This window comes from Colwellia sp. BRX10-3 (assembly GCF_014077505.1).
Classification (GTDB): Bacteria; Pseudomonadota; Gammaproteobacteria; order Enterobacterales; family Alteromonadaceae; genus Cognaticolwellia.
This window is the reverse complement of sequence record NZ_JACGWA010000002.1, coordinates 17,676-43,352: the sequence shown is the minus strand read 5'-3', so window position 1 is coordinate 43,352 and position 25,677 is coordinate 17,676. Positions and strand designations below refer to the sequence as shown.

Here is a 25,677-nt window from a genome sequence, read left to right as displayed (position 1 = left end):
ATTAATTACCCTTCGTTAGTCACTTACTTGCCAATTGATTGCGCTTTTATTCTTCGCTTGTAACCACAGGTTAGCTTTTGAGAAATGTTGGCAGCCGAAAAACCCGCGGTAAGCCGAAAGTGGTGATGGATGAGGACTATTTAATACCAGGTGTTTTTGCTGATCAATATTTTTGCCTTTTTTCTGCGCATGACTACCCCAGAGTAAAAATACACAGCCAGCATTGTGTTGATTTATTTCAGTAATAATTTTATCAGTAAACGTTTCCCAACCTAATTTCGCATGAGAATGCGCTTGGCCTTGTTTAACGGTGAGTACGGTATTAAGCAATAATACACCTTGCTGCGCCCACTCAGACAAATAACCATGATTGGGTGTAGTAAAGCCAGTTATATCTTGCGTGAGTTCTTTATATATATTAACCAACGACGGTGGTACTTTAATACTTTTGCGCACCGAAAAAGCCAAACCATGCGCTTGTGACTCACCTGTCTTACCCAAACCGTGGTATGGATCTTGACCTAGAATAACCACTTTAACATCTGACAAATCAACAGTAGAAAAAGCCGCAAATACATCTTCTTCAAGCGGAAGCACTACTTCGCCATTAGTTCGTTGTTGAGCAATTTCTGTTGATAGTTTTTGGAAGTAGTCCTGTTGTTGCTCATAGGCAATTATTTTTTGCCACTGAGGTTTTAGCTTAGCCATATTTTTTGCAAATCATGTATTTAATATCGTGAGTATATTATGCGGTATTTACAGTATGAATGTCATAAGTTGAGACTTAGTTTTGTCTGAAAAAAAACTGACCTTACTTCGATGTGCATGAATGCATTAATGCCGAGAAGCCAAGAATGGCTAATAGTGACCATGTGAACTTGGCATTCCGTACTTCCTGTACATAGAAAAGGCAGTAAAAACTGCCTTTTCTAATGAACATAATATTACGCTAACGTGCGAGTTTACTAAGCCATTAAGTAAGCTCTAAGCTCAGCAAAGTCAGTTGAACTCGTGGTTGATAAAATAGTTTCACTCGCGCAATCGGCAAGCTCTTTTGGTAAACCAATCGGCTGGCCTAAAGTGCTTTCAACAATTTCTTTAAACTTTGCTGGATGAGCCGTGCCCAAAAACACACCAAATTCAGTATCAGTGACATTATATTGCAATGCTCTGTAAGCAACGGCCGCATGAGGCTCACTTATGTAGCCAAGTTTTGCCAATTGGATCATAGCCATTTGTGTTTGCTCTTCATCAATTGATACTGAGCTGACACAATCTTGGTCAACTAATCCGGTTTTTAACATGTGCTCTACGCGTGGCCAGTTATTTGGATTACTAACATCCATGGCATTAGAAATAGTTGCCACTGTCTCATTAGGTGTCCATTCGCCGGTTTGCAAGTAGCGAGGTACTGTGTCGTTAGCATTTGTTGCCGCAATAAAGCGTTTAATAGGTAAACCTAGCGCTTTAGCAAAAAGCCCAGCGGTTAGGTTACCAAAATTGCCACTTGGAATAGAAAATACAATATCCTTTAAAGCATCATTACCTTTTTGACGATAAAGCTGCGCAACCGCTTCAAAGTAATAACAAATTTGAGCTAACAAACGACTAATATTAATAGAGTTAGCTGAGTTTAATCCGATAGTTTCTCTGAGTTCTTTATCATCAAACGACTGTTTAACCAGCGACTGACAATCGTCAAACGTTCCTTCTACCGCGATAGTACGAATATTCCCGCCCAAGGTAGTAAACATTTTTTCCTGTAATAAACTTATTTTTCCTTTCGGATATAAAATGACTACATCAATATTATCAATACCGTGAAAAGCATGTGCTACCGCAGCGCCAGTATCACCAGAGGTTGCTGTTAAAATAGTGACTTTTTTATCTTCATTGAACGCTTGTAAACATTTAGCCATAAAGCGAGCGCCAAAGTCTTTAAAAGCAAGTGTTGGTCCGTGGAATAATTCTAATATCGCTCGTTTTTCGCTAATAGGTTGTATTTGCGCTGGAAAGTTAAAGGCATCAGTCACAATTTCAGTCAACTGTGCTTCAGTTAAATTTTCACTAACAAACGGGTAAAGTACTTTAACGCTGCGCTCAACCATTGGTAGCGCAAGTAAGGCTTCAATATTATCAAAACGTGGTAATTCTTCAGGGAAAAATAAGCCCTGATTACGTCCTAAACCTTGCTTTACAGCACCAGCAAAGCTGACTTGTTCATCTTTTTCTTTTAAATTATAAAATTTCACACTCAATTCCTATATCGGGTTTATTCACCTTGCTTACTTAAAGCAAGATGAACGAATAACTTACTCAGGCAAACTCACAGCACCTTGAGTATCAGCTTGGCAAAGATGAACAAATCCTTCACTTGTGCCAGTCGCTGATGTTTGTAAATAATTGTCACTCAACCAGCTCACAAACTTTTTAGCTTTTACTTCATCGTCTGTAACACAAAAAAGCGTTGGGCCTGAGCCGGATATACCGACAGCCAAGCACCCCTCTTGGGTTAAATAACTTGCCGCTTCGCTATAACCCGGCAAAATTGATTGGCGATAAGGTTCAGCGACGATATCGGTTAATACCGAAAACGCTTGTGCCTTATCACCGCGATGGCAAGCGTCGACAAAAGTCGCTAAATTCTGTCCAAAGCTAATCAAATCTGCACGCGAATAAGATGTTGGCAATATATCTCTTGCCGCTTTGGTTGATACTTCAATCCCTGGATATGCCATAACAAAATAGCAATCTTCAAATTGCGGTAAATTACGGGCAATTATATCTGGGTCTGGCACCATTAACTGCATACCACCTAAAAAGCAAGGTGCAACATTATCATAGTGTAGACTACCACTAATTTGCGCCTCCATTTGTCCCATCATTTTTAACAGTGCTTGCTGCGAAAAGCTAAACTGATGGTACTTTTCATAAAAAGCATTTAAACCGGCAATTGCAGCAACGACTGAACAGGCGCTAGAGCCTAATCCGCTGCCCACTGGCATACGTTTATCTAAGGTTATTTTTACTTCGGCAATAGCTTGTTTGCTGGCAAATAATTCTTTATTAAACAGCAGTAAACAATGCCAAACAATATTTTGCTTAACATCACTTGGCAACTTATTAGCAAAATTACCCGTAACTTCTAATTGGTCGCCACTATTACTATGCGTAACAGTAACCACATCACCTAATAATGTACCGTCAACGGGCTTAACCGCTAAACCTAAAACATCAAAACCGACATTAACATTGCCAATTGATGCTGGTGCAAATACTGATACACTCATTAGTGCTGCTGCTCCCATGCTAATGTTCTTAATACATCACCGAAAACACCCGCTGCGGTAACTGCAGCACCAGCGCCATAACCACGTAAAACGAAAGGTAACGGTTGATAATAACGACTATGAACCGCTAACGCGTTTTCGCCATCTTTAATACTATAGAGAGGATGATCTACGCCGACAGCTTCAATAGCCACCTGACATTTTCCATCAACAATATTACCAATGTATCTCAACACTTTACCTTCTGCTTTAGCTGCAGTTATACGCTCAGCGAATGCCTTATCCAACTTAGGTAAATTACTCATAAAGGTTGCTACGTCGCCACTAGCGTCAAATGAATCTGCTAAGACGGGTTCGATTTCAATGTCAGTTAGCTCTAACGGCATACCCGCTTCTCTAGCCATGATAAGTAATTTACGCGCAACGTCCATACCGCTAAGATCATCGCGAGGATCTGGTTCAGTAAAGCCCTGTTCTTTGGCTAACGTTGTTGCTTGAGATAAAGTCATACCCTCATCAAGTTTACCGAATATATAGGATAAAGAACCTGATAATACACCCTCAAAGCGTACGAGTTCATCACCGGCTTTCAGTAAATTTTGCAAAGTATCAATAACCGGTAAGCCAGCGCCAACCGTTGTTTCATATAAAAAGCGACGGTTAGTTTTTTGAGCTGCCGTCCGTAATGCTTGATAATAAGCCCAAGAATCTGTGTTTGCTTTCTTATTCGGTGTTACAACATTGAAACCAGCTTCTAAATAATTAACATATTGCAAAGCTAGTGCTTCATTAGAAGTACAATCAACTAAAACTGGGTTAATTAAATGATTTGCACGAACAAAGTTTTTAATATTTTCAACGTTAACCGGTAAGGCTTCTTGATCTAAATTTTCTTGCCAATTAGCAACATCGATACCTTCACTGTTAAATACCATGCCTTTACTGTTAGCCAAGCCATAAACTTTCAGTGAAATATTATCTGCTGTAAGCTTTGCCTGCTGACGGGCTATTTGCGCGAGTAGCTCACTACCGACAACACCGCAGCCAACCAAAAACACATCAATCGTTGGTTTGTGAGAAAAGAAGTTTTGGTGGCTAACTTTCATAGCGTCAGTACACTTTCTACTTTCAATAACTACAGAAATACTGCGCTCTGATGAGTCTTGCGCTATGGCAACAACATTCACACGTGCTTGCGCCAGTGAGCTGAAAAATTTAGCCGCAACACCCTGTTGATGATGCATACCATCACCAACTAACGACACAATTGATAATTCATGAGTAAGCGTTAACGGCTCTAACAAACCGTTCAACAATTCTAATTCAAATTCTTCTTGTAAGCTTTGCTCGGCTTTACCTGCATCAGATGAGTAAATACAAAAACTAATACAATATTCACTTGAAGATTGGCTAATTAAGATTAAAGAAATATTTTCACGACTCATAGTAGCAAAAACACGGCTCGCCATACCAACCATACCTTTCATGCCCGGACCAGAAACATTAACCATGGTTAAGTCATCTAAATTTGAAATCGCTTTAACACGCTTTTGCTGATCATTTTCGTTCGCAATCAGCGTACCTGGTGCATCAGGATTTCCGGTATTTTTAATCAAACAAGGAATGTGATGCTGAGCAATAGGTCCGATAGTTTTTGGATGAAGAACACTCGCGCCAAAATAAGATAGCTCCATCGCTTCTTGATAAGATAAATAATCTAATAATTGTGCTTCTTTTATTAAGCGAGGGTCTGCGTTATATACCCCGTCAACATCAGTCCAAATTTCACAATACTCTGCCTCACTACATACCGCTAACACAGCCGCAGAATAATCTGAACCATTGCGACCTAAGGTTGTTACATTACCGAGGCTATCAACACCGATAAAACCAGGCATAAGGGCAATCGAGTTGAGTTCATTATAAACATGCTGGAATCTTTCTTTACATAATACTAGGTCTGCTACGGCATTCATTGCAACATCATTGGTGCGTAAAAATCGCTCGGGCTCAATAACACTCACTGCGATATCATCAAATGACAGTACCGATTGCAATAGTGCCACACTTAAACGCTCTCCTATGCTGATAATACGAGCACGAACATGCTCAGGACAAAACGATAGCAAAGTTGCACCATGCAAGTATCGACTTAACTGATGCTCCCAAGTAGCTAGCACTTGTTCGCTATGTTGTTGGCAAAAACCAGGCAATGTGGCTGATAAGTCGTTAATAATATTTTCAATAGCGTGTTTAAAATGCAGTAAGTCACTTTTCAACTTTTCTTCATTAGAAATATTTTCTGCCATCGCCACAAGGTGATTAGTCACTCCTTGCGGTGCAGAAACAACAATAGCAAGACGAGACGACTGACTTTTATTTTTGATGATACTCGCCACTTCAATGAAGCGTTGGCCTGAAGCCAAAGAGGAACCACCAAATTTTAATACACGCATTTTTACTCCTTAAACCCTAAAAACAAAAAAACCCGTAACCTTAAAGGTCACGGGCTTTATAAAATTGCTAAATTTTACACGTCAGCCGATGACCACCATCCCGGTGAGGGTGGTAATAGTAATAATAATGATTCGGCGAAGTAAAATATTCATAGGCTATAAAGTGCCTGATATGGATTTTTCTGTCAACTGATTTTTATGAATAAAACAAACTAGTATATGCATAAAAGTTAGGAAGAATGAATATTATATAAAAATATTCATAAGATATTACGTTTTTCGGCTACACAAACCCGATTACGTCCATTGTTTTTCGCTTTATACAATGCAATATCGGCATGACTAATTAAGTCTTCATAGCGTGAATCCTGTTCGTCAATAACCGCAACACCAATACTAACAGTTACACTGACACTTCGCCCTTTATAGTCTATAGCGTTGTTTGCAATGGTTTGACGAATACGCTCTGCAACATCTTCAGCGCCAGCTAGATTGGTATTAGGTAATATAATGGCAAACTCTTCGCCACCATAACGGCCAAATAAATCGCCCATACGTAGTAGTTCATTAATAGCTTTAGCTGTCTCTATTAACACTTTATCACCACCTTGATGACCAAAGGTGTCATTTAACAATTTAAACTGGTCTAAATCTAACATAACTAATGAAAGATCTTGTTTATAGCGCCGTGCCCGAGAAAACTCTGCGGCTAAACACTCTTCCCAATGCTTGCGATTGAATGCTTGTGTCAAGCCATCTATACGATTTGACAACGCTAGTGCTTGCAAGACTTTATTTAATTGCATTTGATAATGACAAACATCAGTAACATCTTCAATTAAGATGCAAATACGCTCAACTTCTCCTTCTACCTCAACAGGTAAGAAAGTACAGTTTTGCGCCATAAAATCACTATCAGTTGTTATCGGGCGTGAATGAGAAAGTTCAAACAGGTGATGGCGTTGCTCCCAGCCACAAAAAGATTGGCTTTTTAATTGGATAACACTCGATAGTTTACGTTCAAACCACTTTCTAGGTAACTCAGGAAAAACAGCAAAAATACTTTTGCCAATAACTTGTTTGTCGCTTTTGTTGGCATGCACTTCTAAAAACCGATTCCACATAAGAATATTAAAATCTTTATCTAAAATCAATATTCCGGTGTTCAAGCGATTTAAAATGTTACTACAAAGTGCATCTAACATACTTAAAAGTCTGCCAATATACGATCAATAACAGTTTTAATGTTAGTAATAGCTTCTTCAGGAATTAATAGCACCATATCACAATTAAATGAATAATCTGTCACTTGGTAACTGATCCTAACTTTTAGTGCAAAATCCCAATTAAACGATTGCTGTTTCAAGTGCTGGTTTATTTTATCTAAACTTGAAGACAGAAGCCTAGGAGCACTGTACGACATTTGATTATCTATTTGGCTGGCAAAAACATTGAGAAATGTCGTGGTTAAAATTGAACTTAAATCTATAATTTGTTCATCAAATGTCAACTCATCCGCTTCATAGCCTAGAAGATCAGCCAATCGATTTGAATCCTGAGGTTGGTACATCAATAATGCTTCACCACGGATTCCTTCGTAACCAAAAAAACCTTGGCTAACAACGGCCGTTGCTTTTAAATCATTATTCAGGGTATCGAACAAGTGCTCTGCCTTTACTTGCTCTATGCTAGGAACTTTTAAATATACAAAGGTATCTAAATAACGCGCAAGCTGATCGCTCGCCTGTCCCATTGCGACATTAATTAACTCTTGCAAACAGTCATGTTGATCTTCAGTTAAGTCAAATGCATTCATAGGAAACCGTGATTTCTCAAGTGTTCATTTAATGTATCTAATGCTATAGGTTTACGCAAAAATGCTTTTGCACCTAAGCCCAGAACTCGACTTTGCATTTCAGGCTGCACATCGGCAGAAATAACAAATACAGGCAATTGAATGCCCTCATCTTTCAAAGCTTGCAAAACACCTAAACCGTCGATAATTGGCATAGTCAAATCGAGAAAAAGAATATCAATACTTTGTCTTCGTAAAATCTCTAGTGCTTCTTGACCATCTTTGGCTAATTGCACATCTGTTGATAAGCTTTCGGGAAGGCTTCTAAGTACTTGCTTTCTGGCTAAGTTAGAGTCATCACAAATAAGAACATTTGTACTCATTTGATGCTAATCCTTAATTATTTTTTTTATTAAAGTCTAATTTACATTAATTTTGTGCTGCTGTTAATTACTAATGCTGATAAAAACGACATTATTTTTCTATTTTAGCGTTTAAAAATGCGGATTTTCCTCACATTTGATACTTGAAGATTTTGCAAGAAGTGAGATATAAAAATAAACTTGGCCTAAACTAGATTAGTTAATCGTTTTGAAGAAACTGAAATGATAGTATTTTATATAAATTTTGCCAAAACAATTAAGTTTTTTTAATCATTTTAGTAATTATCTTCTTTGTATATCAGCTTGCTTATTATCAGGTTTTTCTGCAAAAAAAAATGCAGATCTGATAATAAGCATTTGTCCTAATAACTATAAGCTTATTAATAAATCAATTAAGGTTAATGATATTGCCGCAGACAATAGATAAATACTTGTCGCTTTCCAACTGTAGTGAGTTAATTTCATATTTTCCGCCTTAACCCGATTTTAACAACCCATTGAAAAATAATGCTGTTATCGGACGTTTTAATTATTATTGTTTTTTTATTTTAAAATTACTGAAGAAGCAGAGAATTAACAAGCAGGTCTTATGCCAACTAAGTTATTTTTCAAACAATAATAGAGGTGTAAATATGATATACGAGCTTTTCATTAGAGATAGCGGTGTTGTCGAACGATTACGACCATTTTAGATAGAGTTGGTGAAGTTGCATCCAGTGTTTGGCACTTTGATATTCAGGACAGTGTGCGGCAACTAATTGCCAAAAACTTGTCGAGTGGTTCATATGCTCAAGATGGCAAAGTTCATGAATAATGACATAGTCAATCACCCAAGCGGGCAGCATTTTCAATAAATAGTTAAAACTTAATTCACCACGGCTATTACAACTCCCCCAACGTGCTTTATACTTTCTCACTTTAAATGACGATGCATGTAAAGACATTTGCTGTGAAAAAGCCACTAGATGTTGCTCAATATAATCTTCAACACGCTCTTTAAACCAGCCTTCAATTTGCGATTTTACTTTCGTAATAATAACTTCTGAGTGCAATTCATTGGATTTATAACGCGGGTTAAGTACTACCGTTAAACTTTGTTCTATCTTATTTTGAATAACATTTTTTTTGCCAAATTCAATAATAATATTGTGTGGCAAACCATCAATATATACTGATGGTTTATTATGGGTATTTTCACTAGAAAGTTGTTGAGTAAAAGTAGGATTTAATACGAGGTTTTCTTTTTGTTCTGCAACTTTTTGCTGTAACCACTGCAATTTAGATTGTATCAGCTTTTCGACATAGGCAGTTTTAACAAATTTCGGTGCTCTGACAATAACTTGTGCATTACTTACTTGTAACGCTATGGTCTTTCTACGCGAACTTCTTATCAGCTGATATTCCAAAACACCACCAAAATAAATTAACTCATACCAAGTTGATAAATTAATTAGCCAAACTTGTACAAATAAAACTATCGATTTATTACAACATAACGACAGTGCTGAGAAGCAAAGTTATTGATAAAATATTTTCACGCTTAAGTGCGATCAAGTATCAACTAAGCTACAGCAGTCTTAGCTTTGCTAGGTGCTTTAACTTTTTTCACTTTCTCGGTTGTTACTTTAACGCTATCAGCTTCAACAACTTCGGCAGAGTTATCGACTTCGTCTTTAGTCTTTTTAGGACTTGAAACGGTAGCTTTGTTACTCACTACTTTAGCTTTTTTTGCTTGTAAAGCGATAAGCACTTCCTCTCGATTTTGTGCTAAATAAACACAAAGTTCTTCACGGATACTTTCAGAAAGCTCAACAGGTGCGTGTTCAAACATCTCAGATAAATTATCTGCCATATCGAGCATTTTATCGTATTCATCTGCGGCTCTTTTATCCATGAATGTTTCTACCTCCACACCTTGTCTTATGACGACAAATCGACTTTCAACTGCCATTGTTATCCCTTATTTTACTATTGACCAAACTCGAATCATTACTATGATGCATCAAAAATATGCATATATCACTTTAACAACAACTGTACATATTGACAGTATCATACCTTGATTTACTTAAATCACCAAAATATATTATTGGTTAGCGACATATTTATGTTGTCTATCGTACGATATATAACCTTACTTTGCCTTACTATTTCTAAGAATATCAATAGATGTAAAAGTTAATGTCATCAAATTCATTTACTAATAACGTTTTATTAAATAAAAACAATTAAATGCTAAGGTATCCCCTAAGATTACTGCTGATTAACTGTTACATTTAGTCATCACTTCTTTACAACTTTTTATCATTAATGCGCCACTATTATTGTGTACACAGTACAAATACACTTTTAATTGGAGAATTAAATGAACACATTAAAATCATTAACTACCGCTGCTATTACTTGCTCAATATTGTCAGTTGTAAGCTTTAATAGTCATGCCATGGATAAATATATAGAAACAGCCCTGATTGACGTTTGTAAATCTACATTAACTAACAGCGTCACTAAGTTTCAAAAAGTAGCTAAGTCTTATAATTTGCGTGACAAAACAGTCGCAATGAAAGTTATGTGTAACGGTGATGATATTATCACTTTTGCCGAAAAATATGGCGCAAATAAAACTGCAGCACGTTTAGAGCGTAGTGTTAGCGGTAATGTTAATATTATTGATATTGCAGCAGTTGAAAAAATCAATGTTAACTTTCAGTTATAGCATCTAAGGAGGAGAACATTAAAATAATTTATCAACATCTTAGGCGCTCAATTTTACAGTTGAGTACCTAAGATTCTTCTGTGTCTAGCGTAAAAAATTAAACTTATAATATGCTTACTTTAATTCTTTAACCCTAAAAGTACGGCCTTTTAATTTGCCATGAGTTAATTTGTTTAACGCCTTTCTAGCCACTGTTTTGTCTACGGCAACATATGCCCAATTAGCGCCTAGTTGAATTTTACCTACTTGCTCAAATGTTATGCCATTTTCACCGGTAAGTGCACCGACAATATCACCTGGTCTGACTTTTTGTTTTTTACCACCGTCAATTTGTAATGTGGTCATTTTTGGCGTGAATATACTGCGCTCTAAAGCATCACTACTCGGTAACTCTTCGCCTTCAATAGTTCGCTCTAAATAATCTTCCAATAAGCCAATTTTGTAGCTATCTTTTTTATTAAATAATGAAAATGCATAACCTGTACTACCTGCACGACCGGTGCGACCAATACGGTGAATATGGACCTCGCTGTCATGCGCAATATGATAGTTAAATACCGCATCAAGCGCTTCAATGTCTAAACCACGCGCTGCGACGTCAGTCGCAACTAGTATTGAGGCACTTTTGTTGGAAAATCGTACTAATGTTTGATCACGGTCTCTTTGCTCCAAATCACCATGTAATGCGACAACACCAAAACCATAAGCAGCCAATTTGTTCGCCACATTCTGTGTTTCTATTTTGGTATTACAAAATATTACGCTCGACTCAGGCTGATGGGTTAGCAGTAGTAATCGGATAGCAGTTAGGCGATCTTCATCATTTTCCACCTGATAAAAGTGCTGTGAAATAGTACTACTTTCATGGCTTGATTCTACTTTTATCACTGCAGGTGTCTGTAAATAACTATTCGCTATTTTTTGAATTTGTTGTGGAAAAGTAGCACTGAATAACAACGTTTGTCGCTGTTTTGGCATTTTAGCAACAATGTTATCTAAAGCGGCTTGAAAACCCATATCGAGCATACGATCGGCTTCATCTAAAACCAGGGTATCCACATGTTCTAATGACAAGGTACCGCGTCCTAGGTGATCTTCAATTCGCCCCGGCGTACCAACAATAATATGTGCGCCGTGCTCCAATGAACCTACTTGTGGGCCAAACGGCGTACCACCACATAAAGTCAGCACTTTAATGTTATGAACCGCTCTTGCCAGTTTTCTGATTTCTTTCGCCACTTGGTCGGCTAATTCGCGGGTAGGGCAAAGTACCAAGGTTTGAATTCTAAACTTTTTAACTTGTAGTTTATTCAGAAGGCCAAGACCAAATGCCGCTGTTTTGCCAGAGCCGGTTTTACCTTGAGCAATAACATCTTGCCCCGCTAAAATAGCCGGTAGGCTTTTAGCTTGTATTTCTGTCATCTCATGGTAACCCATTGATGAGAGGTTTTCTAAAATTGCCGGTTGCAAGGTAAGTGATGAAAATTTGCTGTCGCTCAACGTCAAAGTCCTAACGTAAAAAATAATTGTCGCTATTTTACACGCTTTCGCTCGCGCAAACACAGCTTTAAGCAATTATATTCTTAGTAACTTTTAAGTTTAGGAAAAGTAGGTTAACTAGTTAATAAATGTATCAGCATTGTAGTTAAAGCTTGAGGTGATTCTAAAGGTAACATGTGCCCAGTATTGGCAACTTCCTGTAACATAATATGATCTAGCCCTTGCTGCTCTTGTTTCAAATCTTGTTTCAGTGAAACAAGATCAACTAAGTTATCTTCGTCGCCAACAAGAAAAGTAATAGGTAAGGTTAATTGTGCTAATAAAGGTAATAAATTTGGTCGATGCATAGAAACACTGAGCTGATGCAATAGGGCGTCAACGCCAAGTTCTTTATCCATGGCAACAATAACTTGCTTTATATCCTGATAGCCCTGAGCGTTAAATTGCTTAATATTTGGGTGTAGTAAATCATCAATACGCTTATTGGGAATACCCGAATAGCCACGTTGATTTATCCAGTCAATAGTACGTTTTCGTTGTTTAATTTCTGCTAAAGGTAAGTCTTTCGGAAAATTAGACACTATCAATAAGTGTTTAAGTTTATTTCCCAGTGTTAACGCGATGGCACTAGCAATATAGCCGCCCAGTGAAAAACCGACTAATATCGCCTTATTTTCAATTATTTGGTCAGATAAAGTACTGACGACTTCATCCATGCAGCCAGTGCTCGGAATCACCAAAGATATTAGCTGGTAATCTTCATGAAATTTCTCACGCAGCAAGTTCCATACAGGCAACCATAAATGCTGATCGCACATAGTGCCAGGAATAAAATAAATAGTTTTCAACACGTATTATACCCTGCCATTTTGAACTATTTCACTTGGGTAATTAAGCAAAAAATCGCTCAAACAAGCGAATATTAACCGTTTCGAAGGCCGGAACTCGACCTTGCTCAGCAGGTAAAACAATATAACAATTTGCCGACGCGATACTGGTTAAAATACCTGAACCTTGGCTGCCGGTGCTTTCCACTATTAACTCGCCGTTATTGTTATAAGAAAGCACACCACGTTGAAAATCCATACGCCCTGGTGACTTTCTTAAATCAGTCAGGGTTTTGGCTTTTAATGTTATTGGTGGCGCTGGATGGCAATTCTGTAATTTCATCAATGCCGGCATAGCCAATAAATCAGCAGTAACCATTGCGGAAACTGGATTGCCCGGTAAGCCAAAAAAAACACTATTGGACAATTTACCAAAAGCAAATGGCTTGCCTGGTTTCATGGCTATTTTCCAAAAGGCAATTTCACCGATTTGTTCAAGTACGAGTTTGGTATAATCTGCGTCACCTACTGAAACACCACCAGAAGAAATTACCGCATCAGCTTGCTTATCTGCTTGAATAAAAGCCTGTCTAATAGCGGTTTCGTCATCAATAATCACGCCAAAATTAATCACATTAACATTGAGATTTTTTAACATAGCCGCTAGTGCATAGCTGTTACTTTCAAAAATGTCACCGCTACCTAGCGGTTCACCTAATGCTTTTAGCTCATCACCTGTGGCAATTAATGCAACATTAAGTTTGCGAAACACGGTTAACTCTTGAATACCAAGCGATGCCAGCACGCCAATATCAATAGCAGATAAACGCCGACCTTTGGTAAAAACCACCTGATTTTCACCAATATCTTCACCAGCATAACGCACATGGTCACCTAACTGACGTGGCACTAAAAACTTAACGCTCTCGCCTGCTACTTGACAATTTTCTTGCATTTCTACGGTATCGCAACCGTCAGGTATTTTTGCGCCTGTCATAATACGGATGCATTCACCTTTACCACAAATACCTTGATATGGCTGTCCAGCCATAGAGCGGCCAGCTAACTTCAGTTGCGTTTGATTTGCCAAACTGGACTGTGCAAATGCATAACCATCCATGGCTGAATTATTATGTGGTGGTACATTAATCGGGCTAGTGATATCAGTAGATAAGACTCGACCTAAGCTGTCGGTTAACGTAATCCTTTCAATATCGGTAATCGGGGTAATAGCAGCTAGCATTGTTTCTAGTGCTTTTTCAAAGGGCATTAACCCCGGCGAAGAACAACAATCAACCATAATAAACTCTTCCAATTTTATTTGTTTTTTCTATTTATCAGTATCGCCAAGCACAGTAAAAAAAAGCTCGATTCAAATTTTCTCATCTTCACTTAGCTAGCTAATTTTGACAAAATAATAATATTCTTGAATGTCATTTAATATAACCAAGGTCTTTATCTGTTATAGTGTTGATAATCATACTATGCTTATAATTATATGATATAAAATATTATTTTTCGCCGAGCTATCTTAGCTAAATTTGTTGCTATGCAACCAACACGCTCTTTTAGCCGTAAACCAAATTTAATTTTGAGTTTGCCAGGGTTAACAAGGAAACTTGTTTGCCTCCCAACTTTGGAAAGGTGACATGTTAACAGACAACTTCGGCCGCAAGTTTTACTACTTGCGCCTATCGATCACTGACGTATGTAATTTTAGTTGCGACTATTGTTTACCCAATGGTTATCAATGTGATAACGATAGAAAATTTCTTACACTGCCTGAAATAACCCGCTTAGCTTCGGCGTTTTCTGCTATGGGTACGGAAAAAATTCGTATTACCGGTGGTGAGCCCTCTTTACGTAAAGACTTACCTGAAATCATTGCGCGATGTAAGCAAACACCTGGCATTAAAAAAGTTGCTATCACTAGCAATGGTTACAAACTTCCTGAACACTTACCTGCTTGGTTAGATGCTGGTATTGACGCCATAAACATTAGTATTGATAGTTTAGACCCCAGACAATTCCACGCTATTACTGGCCACGACAAGCTTAAACATATCCTCAAAGGTATTGATATGGCGGTGGCGGCAGGCAATATAGATGTTAAAGTTAATACCGTATTAATGCGTGAATATAATGGCTACGACATCGCCAGTTATTTAGCCTGGTTAAAAGACACACCAATTACCTTACGCTTTATTGAATTAATGCAAACGGGTGATAATAAAGAATTTTTCGATGCCCAACACATTCAAGGTTCGCGCATAAAACAAAACTTAATATTAGATGGTTGGTTACCGGTTATTAATGACAAAGCGGCAGGGCCAGCGCAAGAGTTTTATCATCCTGAATATGCCGGAAAAATAGGCTTAATCATGCCTTATTCTAAAGATTTTTGTAACACCTGTAATCGCTTACGAATAAGTTCGTTAGGTAAGTTACATTTATGTTTATTTACCGAGCAAGGTTTATCATTAAAAGAGTACTTACAAACTGATGACGTTGAACCTTTAAAAGCGGCTATCACTAATATGTTAACAGATAAAAAACAGACCCATTTTTTACACGAGAAGCTCACCGGCGCAACAAAAAATCTAGCCATGTTGGGCGGTTAATGAGTTTAACAAAAACTTTATTTCAACCCTGCTTAGGTGTAGTTTTAGCCGGTGGTAAATCTTCCCGCATGGGGAAAAACAAGGCAAATTTGCAGCGTGAGAAACAAGATATGCTCAGTTATAGCAAGTCTTTACTTAAAGAAGCTGGCAGCTCGCAAGTTATTGTCAGCGGTGGAGAACAAGGTATTGATGATCTTGTTGCTAATATGGGACCACTCGCTGGTATTCAAAGTATTATTCAGCAGTTCAAACCTCAAGCGCTATTAATTTTACCCGTAGATTTACCTTTAATGACGGCAGTAGAGCTAGCAGCATTAAAGCAAGTGGGAGAGTTAAGCCAACGGGCGTGCTACTTTACTGATAATTATCTACCCTTGTATTTACCGGTTAACGCCTTTGTGGAACAGTTTTTCCAACAACCTTTATCATCAGTTTTGTCACCGCTAAAATCAAAAAAACTAATCAGTGAACATATGGTTTCGCATAAAACAGCCAATAAGCGGAACTTAGCTGGTCCTTCAGTACGTAGCTTATTAGCGCAAATACCACATAATGTGATTAAACCAAAAAACAGCCAATGTTTGTTTAACACTAATACGCCTGAGCAATGGCAACAGGCACAACATTTATTATCTTTGCAAAGGAAATCTCATGTCTAGTACCTCATCTATTCATTGTGGCGATGGCTTCTTACCATTAAATATCGCAGTGTTAACCGTTTCAGATACCCGAGAAGTACACAACGATACTTCAGGCCAAGCACTGGTTGAACGATTACAAACCGCTGGTCATAAACTCGCTGCTAAAGAAATTTCAAAAGACGATGTTTATCAATTACGTGCCATAGTTTCTAAGTGGATTGCTGATGATAATGTGCAAGTAATATTAACTACAGGTGGCACAGGTTTTACCGCAAGAGATAATACGCCTGAAGCGTTATTACCTTTATTCGATAAAGACATTGAAGGTTTTGGCGAAGTATTTAGAACAATTTCTTTAGCTGAAATTGGTACTTCAACCATTCAATCACGCGCCTTTGGCGGCATGGCAAATAGTACAGTTATTTTATCTGTACCCGGTTCAACCAACGCCTGTAAAACAGCTTGGGACAAATTAATTGTTGAACAACTGGATGCAAGCCATCGACCATGTAACTTTGTTCCACATTTAAAGTTTACATAACATCAGCGTTACCATAAGCACTTATGCCAAATTTAATACAAAAAATCATCCTGCTATTTGTTATTTGGCTGGCCTCACAAGCCAGCTGTGCTTTTGCTGTCGAAAAGTCAAAGCAAACTAAACCACTTCGTATAGCAGTTGCAGCAAACTTTGCACAGACACTAAAATTATTATTGGCTGACTTACCCAACAAAGAAAAGATTAACTACCAAATTATCAGCGCTGCTACCGGTACGCTTTATCAACAAATAAAGCATGGAGCACCTTTTGATATATTTTTATCCGCTGATGCAACTCGCCCAAAACTGCTAGAGCAAGAAAAGCTAATTATTGCGAATAGCCGTAAAACTTATGCCTTTGGGCAAATTGCTTTGTGGTCAGCTACTCAGCAGTTAAATAGCTTAAACGAGCTTAAGAGTTATTCTAACAAGCTAGCTATTGCAAACCCGTATACAGCTCCCTATGGCAAGGCTGCCCAGCAAGCATTGCAACATTTATCGCTATGGCCGCAATTAAAAAATCAATTAGTCACCGGCATTAATATCAATCAAACCTTTCAACAAGTTCGTAGTCAAGCGGTGCCTTTTGGCATAGTGGCGTACAGTCAGTTGGTCATAAATAAATATCAGGGGATAATTATTCCACCTGAGTATTATCAGCCCATTGCTCAGCAATTGGTGATTATTAAAGCCAGCCAACAAGTCAAATTAGCTCAGCAAGTCAGTGATTTTATTTTACAAGTTAGTAGCCAACATAAATTACAGCAACTTGGCTATTTACCCATAAAATCGAGACAAGAACATAGCAAGGTCAATGAATAATATGACAGATATTTCATCCGACTTACTCGCGCTTATTACCACCTTAAAAATGGCCGCGGTAACCACGGTTATCTTGCTAATAATAGGTACACCACTAGCATGGTATTTAGCGAAATGGCAAAGTCGATTCAAAGTGTTTTTTGAGGCTGTAGTTGCCTTGCCATTAGTATTACCACCAACCGTATTAGGTTTTTACTTACTGCTGGCTTTTTCACCCAGCTCATTACCCGGGCAGATATGGCAAAGTGCTACTGGCAGCCAATTAGCCTTTAGTTTTAGCGCTATTGTTATTGGCTCGGTGCTTTACTCCCTGCCCTTTGTAGTACAACCCTTACAAAAAGCATTTGAACAATTAGGTGATCAGCATCTTGAAGCAGCTGCCATGCTAGGTGCTGGTCCGATAGATCGTTTTTTTAGTATTGTTTTACCCTTAACTAAGGCCAGTTTTATTACGGCAACCGCATTAGGTTTTGCCCATACCGTAGGGGAGTTTGGTGTGGTGTTAATGATTGGCGGTAATATTCCTGGTGAAACACGGGTATTGTCTATCGCGTTATTCGATCATGTAGAATCATTTAATTACGCTAACGCTCATTTGCTATCAGCTGGGTTATTAATTGCGTCATTATTACTGTTGTCATTTGTTTATCTATTAGGTAATAACTTTACTAGTAAGCAGCATAGGCCAACAAAATTATGAGCACTATGACTAAGTCGAATATTATTAGCAGCCAGCAAAACCATTTGAGTTCTACTCAGGCAACTATTGACAATAGTGACGATGCTGCACTTTCAGAGCTAACATTAGCGTTTAAATTAGCGTTTAATCACTTTGAAATAACGAGTAATCAAAGTATTCGCATTTCAGCGATTACTGGTATTTATGGTGATTCTGGCTCAGGAAAATCTACCTTACTGCGGGTCATTGCCGGTCTTGAACATCGAGCAAAAGGCCAATTATCGTTGAATGGTAAATCGTTACAAAACAGCGAAAACAAGTGTTTTATTAAAGCTGAAAACAGGCAAATTGGCTTAGTTTTTCAAGACAGTCGTTTATTTCCACACTTAAGCGTTTATGGAAACTTAGCTTATGGCGCTAAACGACAAACCAACCATAAACTGACCATTGAAAAAGTACTGACATTAACCCAGTTAACCAAGCTACAACACCAAAATGTAACTCAGCTTTCCGGTGGTGAAAAACAAAGAGTGTCTATTGCCAGAGCCTTATTAGCAGAGCCTAAATTACTCTTATTAGATGAGCCTTTCAGCGCCTTAGATAAAACTACTAAATCACAAATGCTGACCATTTTAAAAGCAATTCAGCAACAACTTCAGTTGCCTATGCTTTATGTCAGCCACAGTTTGAGTGAATTGCAATATATCGCCGATCAATTAGTGGTAGTTTCAGCAGGTAAAATAAGTCCTTCGGCTCCTATTCACCAAGCGATTCACGATTTAAATAGCCTTGGAGAAACTAGCCCTAAAACCAGTTTATCGTTAATTATCGCTGAGCACTTACCTGATTACGGCCTCACGCGGCTATCACTGCCAATAGCTCAAGGCAGTAACCACAGCATTTATTTACCAATATTAGAACAAAGCAATGATCAGCGCTTAATTGGCCAACTGCTCCCTTGTATTATTTACGCCCGCGATATTAGTATCAGCACAACCAAGCCTGAACATAGCTCAATTGTAAATCATTTATCAGCAAACATTATCGCAATACAACACAGCAAAACCAATGCTTTAGTTACGCTAGAAACTGGCGAGCAAAAATTTTATGCCCAAATTAGTTTATGGTCAGCAATACGTATGGAGCTAACCACGCAAGCAAGGGTATTTATTCAATTTAAAGCCAATGCCGTGCATAGTTATCATAATACGGAGCAGACAATCCATGCTTAGCAACCAAGAACTATTACGTTTTAGCCGTCAAACCATGCTCAAAGGCATTGGTGAACAAGGCCAGCAAGCACTTAAAAAGGCCAGTGTTTTAATTGTCGGTATCGGTGGTTTAGGCAATCCAGTAAGCCTTTATTTAAATGCCGCTGGTGTTGGCAATATTTATTTAGTTGATGGCGATAGCATTGAAATCAACAATCTACACCGCCAAATACTATTTAACGAATCAGATATTGGCCAAAATAAAGCGGATACTGGAGCAGAGAAGTTACAGCAACTAAATAGCAGTACAAATATCGAAATACTTGATGAAATGCTCGATGAAGAACTTGCTGATTACTATTTCCCACTAGTTGACTTGGTGATAGATTGCACTGATAACATAACCGCCCGTTATCTGATTAATCAAAAGTGTATTGAACATAAAAAGCCATTAGTTATTGGCGCGGCCACTGGCTTTGACGGGCAACATATGTTTGTTAACCCGAATATACCTGATAGCGCATGCTATCAATGTTTATTCCCCACAGATAAGAAAGCACAGGAAAACAATTGCCAAACTATCGGCATATTAGGACCAATTTTAGCTATTATTGGTGGTATGCAAGCATTACAGGCTATTAAGTATTTAACAGGTAATTCTGTGGCAACAAATCAACTGAATATTTTTGATGGTTTGAATAACTCATGGCAGCAGTTTGCCCTGAAAAAACAGGCTAAATGCCCTATTTGCTCAACATAAGTTGACGAGTATAATTTGAAATTCTTTGGTGGGCTTGTGGCTTAGTATTTAGAATAATAAGCCACACTTTAATACTTTCGATCTAAAGTTTAAACCTATAATTGACGGCTTAAACTGAACTCAGGTTAGATTAAAGCTTACTTACGATATTCAACTTCTACATCGTATTCATCTTCGTCCCAATCTTCATCATCAAGATCATCTGCCAAGTCTGCAATGGTATCTTCGTGATAGGTATCCCATTTAAACTCAACAGCTTTACCATCAACAGGTGCAGCTTCTTCTTCTGGTGGTAAGGCTTCAATAAAGCCCATTACACCTTGACACAAATCGTCAGTACCGGTGCGATTAACGGCTGAAATACTACGAACTTCACCTGTCCAGCCTAAGCCTTCAATAACCCGATCAGTAATTTCTTTTGCTTCTTCTTCAAGTAACAAGTCTAACTTGTTGAAGACTAACCAGCGTGGTTTGCCAGCAAGCTCTGAAGAATGTGTTTCTAATTCGCCAATAATAGTTTTTGCATTCTCTAATGGGTCTGAACAATCAGCTGGCATGACATCAACCACATGCAATAAAATACGACAACGTTCTAAGTGTTTTAGAAACTGTGTACCTAAACCTGCGCCGTCAGCAGCACCTTCAATTAAGCCTGGAATATCAGCAATAACGAAGCTACGTTGAGGGTCTAAACGCACAACGCCTAAATTAGGTACTAGAGTAGTAAACGGGTAGTCTGCTACTTTTGGCTTTGCTGCCGAAACACTGCGAATTAAAGTAGACTTACCTGCGTTTGGTAAACCGAGTAAACCAACATCAGCAAGCAACAACAACTCCAGTCTTAAGTTGCGAATTTCGCCTGGGGTACCATCAGTTTTCTGACGTGGTGCACGATTGGTACTACTTTTAAAACGAGTATTACCTAAACCATGCCAACCGCCCTTGGCGACTAATAGCTTTTGCTCATGATGAGTTAAATCACCTAATTGCTCACCAGTATCAATATCTGCAGCACGTGTACCTATAGGAACTTTTAAGTACAAATCTTCTGAGCCTCTACCGGTACAGTCACGGCTTCTGCCATTCTCACCACGTTTCGCGCGATGAAATTTTTCAAAACGGTAATCGATTAGCGTATTCCAGCTTTCATCAGCAATTAAGTAAACATCGCCGCCATCACCGCCGTCGCCGCCGTTTGGTCCACCGAATTCAATAAACTTTTCTTTACGAAAACTGACTAAACCATTGCCACCGTCTCCGGCCTCTACGCGAATTTCTACTTCATCTACGAATTTCATGGTGTTTTAAAACACTCCAAAATTTTATTTTCTGCCACATATTATAAATGATTTATTTCAAATAGTTTTGAACAATGTCATTTTTTATACAATTTGTAACGAATAACTATAAATTACCTGCAAAAAAAAACCCTGCGTAAAAGCAGGGCTTTATAAGTTTGCGTATTACTACTCAGCAACAATACTGACAAACTTGCGGTTTTTAGGACCTTTAACTTCGAATTGTACTTTACCATCAGATAAAGCAAATAGAGTGTGGTCTTTACCGATACCCATGTTGCTACCAGCGTGGAAACGAGTACCACGTTGACGAACAATAATATTACCCGCTAAAACGGCTTCGCCGCCAAAACGCTTAACACCTAGGCGTTTAGCTTCTGAATCACGACCGTTACGTGTACTACCCGCAGCTTTCTTATGTGCCATTGTAAATCGCTCCTAATTAGCCGTTAATGCCAGTAATTTTCACTTCAGTGAACCATTGACGATGGCCCGCTTCTTTGCGTGAATGCTTACGACGTTTGAATTTAACAATTTTAACTTTGTCAGCGCGACCTTGGTTTACAACCTCAGCAACAACTTTACCACCAGCAATGTAAGGCGCGCCTACATTGATGCTCTCGCCATCGGCGATCATTAAAACGTTTTCGAATTCTACTGCAGCACCAATTTCAAGTTCAATTTTCTCTAAACGAACTGTTTGGCCTTCAGTTACACGATGCTGTTTACCACCGCTTTGGAATACCGCGTACATAGCTACTCCGTACTGCGTCATCATCTATGGACGACGCTTAAATTTAAAATTATAGGGCGCGAATTCTACGCGAAGAAATCGGTTAGAGCAAGCATAAAAGTAATGATTTATTATTATTTTTACTAAAGTAAAAACTTCTCACCTGTAAAACTTCTATCGTCATGAATTTCGTGTAAAATTACCCCGTGAAATTACTAGTATTCTAACACTAAATACTAATTGAATTAACTAAGTAAGTTGTTTTAAGTGATAATAAATATTCAAGGTCACATGTTTATTGTTTCAGACTAAGCATAGATATCTACATCGACTAAAGAATTTACTAATGTCATGGATCAATGTTTTTGCATAGATGTAAGTTATTAGACTAATGCAGGAGCAATTACCGAGATGACTAGGAACGGTCCTGCAAGCAATGTAGATATTTAGATATTTAGACCACTTTAGAATGAACGATTATTTATTTCAATTTGTATAAAGCACAATTAAGGTAACTTGTTACGCTCTATGAATATAAAAAATATCCAAGCTTTGGCTCAACAAGACATGAACGCTGTCAACGATCTTATCTTTTCGAAACTACATTCAGACGTTGCACTTATAAATCAATTAGGTGTTTATATTGTTAATGGTGGCGGTAAACGTATGCGCCCATTACTCACCGTATTAGCGGCAAGAGCTATTGGTTATCAAGGTGAAGAGCATTTACAACTCGCGGCAATAGTAGAGTTTATCCATACATCTACATTATTACATGATGACGTTGTTGATGAGTCTAATATGCGCCGAGGCCGTGAAACAGCTAATGCTATGTTTGGTAATAGTGCTAGCGTGTTAGTCGGTGATTTTTTATATTCACGTTCATTTCAAATGATGAGTGAGCTACGTAATTTAAGAATCATGGATATTTTATCTGATGCAACCAATATTATTGCCGAAGGTGAAGTACTGCAATTAATGAATTGTAATGACCCTGAGACCACAGAAGAAAGCTACATGAAAGTTATCTACTGTAAAACAGCGAAGTTATTTGAAGCCGCCACTCGTCTTGCCGCTGTTATTGCAAAGCAAGATAATGCAACAGAGCTAGCAATGCTTAATTACGGTAAACATTTAGGCACGGCCTTTCAGCTCGTTGATGACATTATGGATTACACTGCTGATGCACAAGAAATGGGCAAAAATGTAGGTGATGACCTCGCCGAAGGCAAGCCTACCTTACCACTGTTATATGCAATGGGACATGGTAATGAGCAACAAAAATCTATGATCCGCAATGCGATTGAACATGGCGATGGCATGGACCATCTAGATGATATACTTGCCGCAATGAAACAAACCGGCTCTTTGGTTTATACTCAGAAAAAAGCAGAGCAAGAAGCCGACAAAGCTATTAATGCAATAGCTATGTTACCTGAGTCAGAGTACAAGCAAGCCTTGATTTCACTGGCGCATATCGCCGCCAATCGTTGTCACTAAGTCACTGGCTAATAGTCCTTAGCTAAAAGCTAACAGTTAGCTTTATAGCTAACTGTTAATTGCTTAACAACAACCCCTCAAAATAACTTCGTATAGCTGGTAAAGCGATAAAAGCATTTGGTATAGTTACTTTAATATTTTCAATCAGTGAACTACAGCATGTCAAGTAAGCCCATCATTAACAGCCTTAATATATCCCAACAATATTTTGGCACCTTGAGTAGCGGCGAAAGTGCACAACTTTTCACCTTATCAAATGCTCACGGCATGAAAATTAAAATAACTAACTATGGCGGCATAATTGTTTCACTGGAAACGTTAGATAACAATGCAGTGCCTGACGATATCGTTCTAGGCTACGACAATATTGAGTCTTATGAAAATGACCCTTACTATTTAGGCGCTATTATTGGCCGCTACGCTGGACGCATAGATCAAGGGCTACTGTTTATTGACGGTAATTCTTATCAGCTACACATAAATAATAATGACAGCCAACTCCATGGTGGCTTCAAGGCACTAAATAAACAGCTTTGGCAGGCAACGACAGAAAGCTCTGCTAAAAACGTTAGTTTAATACTGCAACATACTAGTCCTGATGGTGATAACGGTTTTCCAGGTACTGTTGATTTTAAAGTAAAATATAGCCTGAACAATAGCAACGAGCTGACCGTTGAATATTTTGCCAATACCGATAAAACTACGGTAATTAATTTAACTCAACATAGCTATTTTAACCTCTCAGGACATCAATCCGGCAATATTTACCAGCACCAAGTGCAAATCAATGCTTGCCACTTTTTACCGATGAATAAAGATATTTACCCGACAGGTGAAGTTAAAGCGGTACTAAATAGCGCGCACGATTTCAATCAATTGACGACTTTAGCTAAAAATATCAACTCAGACGACGAACAAGTGGTTATAGCCAAAGGATACGACAATTATTGGTTAACCAATGACAATGTAATAAGTGGTGAGGAATTTGCGGCAAGCGCATTTGAACCGAGCTCAGGACGGAAGTTAACTTTATATAGCGATCAACCTTGTTTAATTTTATATACCGCTAATTATATTGATGGCAGCCAAACTGGCAAAGAAAATTGTATTTATCAAAAACATTCGGCGTTTTGTTTTGAACCACAAAGGTTAGTTAATCGTGTTACGGGTGCCAATATAAACAACACTATACTTCGGCCAGACCAGCCTTTTTATAGTCAAACGCGCTTCGTTTTTGAGACAGTATCGGCTTAGCAATGCTCAAATAAAAAAGGATAAACATAAATTGTTTACCCTTGCGAAGTGTTTTTCAAGCGCTATTATATTACTACTATGTTGAAACGCCTAACAACAAACTAATATCTTTAGTTATTTCATCAATACGGTTAATATTTGTTGGCGCAATAAAGATTGTATCGTCACCTGCCAACGTACCTAAAATACCGGTTGATTCACCTAAGCTATCTAGCATTCTTGAAATTAATGGCGCGCCACCGATACCTGTTTTCAGAATAATCTGCATATTATTGTGTTTGACACTAATAACCACAGATTGAATAGCTTGTTTTGATTTTGGTACCGCTAACTCGTCAGGCAGAATGTAAACGACTTGATCACTCGCATTACGCATTTTTACCGCGCCAAGTTTAGACAACAAGCGTGAAATTTTAGCCTGCGACATATTCTTAAAGCCTTGCTCAGCTAAGGCATCGGCAAGTTGACTTTGTGAGCCATAGCACTGTTCTTTTAGTAATGCTTTAAATGCGAGTATTAATTCTGCTTCATTTTTTTTACGGCTTGTGGTCATAGTTAACTCAATACGGAAATTTCTAGGCCTATTGTATAAAATAAATATTTTTTCAGCCATTTAATTTTATACAAGAATGTTTAGTTGTTATTTTAAAC

At 38.2% G+C, this 25,677-nt stretch carries 26 protein-coding genes and 1 riboswitch; of the genes, 10 read left to right on the top strand and 16 right to left on the bottom strand.

Going from position 1 to position 25,677, the window contains the following annotated elements; all coding sequences use genetic code 11:
- Positions 1-15: 15 nt before the first annotated feature.
- The 9 genes from ung to H4J38_RS05275 all read right to left on the bottom strand — a co-directional run bounded on the left by ung (position 16) and on the right by H4J38_RS05275 (position 9,875).
- The gene (ung, locus tag H4J38_RS05315; RefSeq protein WP_182130272.1) at positions 16-708 is read right to left on the bottom strand and encodes a uracil-DNA glycosylase; all 693 of its coding nucleotides are present in this window, start codon (positions 706-708) and stop codon (positions 16-18) included.
- A 257-nt stretch (positions 709-965) separates the two neighbouring features.
- Positions 966-2,252 carry a threonine synthase gene (thrC, locus tag H4J38_RS05310; protein WP_182130270.1) on the bottom strand — a complete coding sequence of 429 codons (1,287 nt, stop codon included), beginning with the start codon at positions 2,250-2,252 and terminating at the stop codon, positions 966-968.
- A 60-nt stretch (positions 2,253-2,312) separates the two neighbouring features.
- Positions 2,313-3,290, bottom strand: a complete 978-nt coding sequence (gene thrB / locus H4J38_RS05305; RefSeq protein WP_182130268.1) for a homoserine kinase — start codon at positions 3,288-3,290, stop codon at positions 2,313-2,315.
- Positions 3,290-5,746 carry a bifunctional aspartate kinase/homoserine dehydrogenase I gene (thrA, locus tag H4J38_RS05300; RefSeq protein ID WP_182130266.1) on the bottom strand — a complete coding sequence of 819 codons (2,457 nt, stop codon included), beginning with the start codon at positions 5,744-5,746 and terminating at the stop codon, positions 3,290-3,292. Before thrA ends, thrB begins: the two co-directional genes overlap by 1 nt.
- Before the next feature lie 260 nt (positions 5,747-6,006).
- A complete protein-coding gene (locus tag H4J38_RS05295) occupies positions 6,007-6,951 on the bottom strand; it encodes a diguanylate cyclase (RefSeq protein WP_182130264.1) in 945 nt (314 codons plus the stop codon).
- Between the two features lie 2 nt (positions 6,952-6,953).
- Positions 6,954-7,562 (bottom strand): chemotaxis protein, encoded by a 609-nt coding sequence (locus H4J38_RS05290; protein ID WP_182130262.1) that lies wholly within the window; start codon positions 7,560-7,562, stop codon positions 6,954-6,956.
- The gene (locus H4J38_RS05285) at positions 7,559-7,924 is read right to left on the bottom strand and encodes a response regulator (protein WP_182130260.1); all 366 of its coding nucleotides are present in this window, start codon (positions 7,922-7,924) and stop codon (positions 7,559-7,561) included. Before H4J38_RS05285 ends, H4J38_RS05290 begins: the two co-directional genes overlap by 4 nt.
- Before the next feature lie 677 nt (positions 7,925-8,601).
- Positions 8,602-9,330, bottom strand: coding sequence for a M48 family metallopeptidase (locus H4J38_RS05280; protein ID WP_182130258.1), 729 nt, complete (start codon positions 9,328-9,330; stop codon positions 8,602-8,604).
- Positions 9,331-9,485: 155 nt separating this feature from the next.
- Positions 9,486-9,875, bottom strand: a complete 390-nt coding sequence (locus tag H4J38_RS05275; protein ID WP_182130256.1) for a YebG family protein — start codon at positions 9,873-9,875, stop codon at positions 9,486-9,488.
- Between the two features lie 414 nt (positions 9,876-10,289).
- Here H4J38_RS05275 and H4J38_RS05270 point away from each other — a divergent pair, with 414 nt between their 5' ends.
- On the top strand, positions 10,290-10,640 hold the full coding sequence (locus H4J38_RS05270) for a DUF3718 domain-containing protein (protein WP_182130254.1): 351 nt from the start codon (positions 10,290-10,292) through the stop codon (positions 10,638-10,640).
- Between the two features lie 114 nt (positions 10,641-10,754).
- On the opposite strand, the gene dbpA is transcribed toward H4J38_RS05270, so the two are convergent.
- From dbpA to moeA, 3 genes are all read right to left on the bottom strand, one after another.
- On the bottom strand, positions 10,755-12,146 hold the full coding sequence (dbpA, locus tag H4J38_RS05265; protein WP_404842594.1) for an ATP-dependent RNA helicase DbpA: 1,392 nt from the start codon (positions 12,144-12,146) through the stop codon (positions 10,755-10,757).
- A gap of 107 nt (positions 12,147-12,253) precedes the next feature.
- Positions 12,254-12,991 (bottom strand): alpha/beta fold hydrolase, encoded by a 738-nt coding sequence (locus H4J38_RS05260; RefSeq protein WP_182130250.1) that lies wholly within the window; start codon positions 12,989-12,991, stop codon positions 12,254-12,256.
- A gap of 40 nt (positions 12,992-13,031) precedes the next feature.
- Positions 13,032-14,267 carry a molybdopterin molybdotransferase MoeA gene (moeA, locus tag H4J38_RS05255; protein ID WP_182130249.1) on the bottom strand — a complete coding sequence of 412 codons (1,236 nt, stop codon included), beginning with the start codon at positions 14,265-14,267 and terminating at the stop codon, positions 13,032-13,034.
- A 207-nt stretch (positions 14,268-14,474) separates the two neighbouring features.
- Positions 14,475-14,630, top strand: a riboswitch (molybdenum cofactor riboswitch).
- Here moeA and moaA point away from each other — a divergent pair.
- From moaA to H4J38_RS05220, 7 genes are all read left to right on the top strand, one after another.
- Positions 14,617-15,588 carry a GTP 3',8-cyclase MoaA gene (gene moaA / locus H4J38_RS05250; RefSeq protein ID WP_182130247.1) on the top strand — a complete coding sequence of 324 codons (972 nt, stop codon included), beginning with the start codon at positions 14,617-14,619 and terminating at the stop codon, positions 15,586-15,588. It overlaps the preceding riboswitch by 14 nt.
- Positions 15,588-16,247 carry a molybdenum cofactor guanylyltransferase gene (locus tag H4J38_RS05245; RefSeq protein WP_182130245.1) on the top strand — a complete coding sequence of 220 codons (660 nt, stop codon included), beginning with the start codon at positions 15,588-15,590 and terminating at the stop codon, positions 16,245-16,247. The genes moaA and H4J38_RS05245 overlap by 1 nt, the downstream gene beginning before the upstream one ends.
- Positions 16,240-16,770: a molybdenum cofactor biosynthesis protein B gene (moaB, locus tag H4J38_RS05240; RefSeq protein ID WP_182130243.1), complete on the top strand. Its 531-nt coding sequence runs from the start codon at positions 16,240-16,242 to the stop codon at positions 16,768-16,770. The genes H4J38_RS05245 and moaB overlap by 8 nt, the downstream gene beginning before the upstream one ends.
- 23 nt (positions 16,771-16,793) lie before the next feature.
- Positions 16,794-17,591, top strand: coding sequence for a molybdate ABC transporter substrate-binding protein (modA, locus tag H4J38_RS05235; RefSeq protein WP_182130241.1), 798 nt, complete (start codon positions 16,794-16,796; stop codon positions 17,589-17,591).
- A 1-nt stretch (position 17,592) separates the two neighbouring features.
- The gene (gene modB / locus H4J38_RS05230; RefSeq protein WP_182130791.1) at positions 17,593-18,291 is read left to right on the top strand and encodes a molybdate ABC transporter permease subunit; all 699 of its coding nucleotides are present in this window, start codon (positions 17,593-17,595) and stop codon (positions 18,289-18,291) included.
- Positions 18,288-19,502, top strand: coding sequence for a molybdenum ABC transporter ATP-binding protein (gene modC, locus H4J38_RS05225; RefSeq protein ID WP_182130225.1), 1,215 nt, complete (start codon positions 18,288-18,290; stop codon positions 19,500-19,502). The genes modB and modC overlap by 4 nt, the downstream gene beginning before the upstream one ends.
- Complete coding sequence (locus H4J38_RS05220; RefSeq protein WP_182130224.1) at positions 19,495-20,241, top strand: HesA/MoeB/ThiF family protein; 747 nt, start codon at positions 19,495-19,497, stop codon at positions 20,239-20,241. Before modC ends, H4J38_RS05220 begins: the two co-directional genes overlap by 8 nt.
- A 137-nt stretch (positions 20,242-20,378) precedes the next feature.
- On the opposite strand, the gene cgtA is transcribed toward H4J38_RS05220, so the two are convergent.
- The 3 genes from cgtA to rplU form a co-directional block, all read right to left on the bottom strand.
- Positions 20,379-21,539, bottom strand: coding sequence for an Obg family GTPase CgtA (cgtA, locus tag H4J38_RS05215; RefSeq protein WP_182130222.1), 1,161 nt, complete (start codon positions 21,537-21,539; stop codon positions 20,379-20,381).
- Between the two features lie 168 nt (positions 21,540-21,707).
- Positions 21,708-21,965, bottom strand: a complete 258-nt coding sequence (gene rpmA / locus H4J38_RS05210; RefSeq protein ID WP_182130220.1) for a 50S ribosomal protein L27 — start codon at positions 21,963-21,965, stop codon at positions 21,708-21,710.
- A 16-nt stretch (positions 21,966-21,981) separates the two neighbouring features.
- Positions 21,982-22,293 (bottom strand): 50S ribosomal protein L21, encoded by a 312-nt coding sequence (gene rplU, locus H4J38_RS05205; protein WP_077285540.1) that lies wholly within the window; start codon positions 22,291-22,293, stop codon positions 21,982-21,984.
- A 507-nt stretch (positions 22,294-22,800) separates the two neighbouring features.
- Here rplU and ispB point away from each other — a divergent pair.
- The gene (ispB, locus tag H4J38_RS05200) at positions 22,801-23,772 is read left to right on the top strand and encodes an octaprenyl diphosphate synthase (protein WP_182130218.1); all 972 of its coding nucleotides are present in this window, start codon (positions 22,801-22,803) and stop codon (positions 23,770-23,772) included.
- A 159-nt stretch (positions 23,773-23,931) separates the two neighbouring features.
- Complete coding sequence (locus H4J38_RS05195) at positions 23,932-25,026, top strand: aldose epimerase family protein (protein WP_182130217.1); 1,095 nt, start codon at positions 23,932-23,934, stop codon at positions 25,024-25,026.
- Positions 25,027-25,102: 76 nt separating this feature from the next.
- On the opposite strand, the gene argR is transcribed toward H4J38_RS05195, so the two are convergent.
- Positions 25,103-25,579, bottom strand: coding sequence for a transcriptional regulator ArgR (gene argR / locus H4J38_RS05190; protein WP_182130215.1), 477 nt, complete (start codon positions 25,577-25,579; stop codon positions 25,103-25,105).
- Positions 25,580-25,677: the final 98 nt, after the last annotated feature.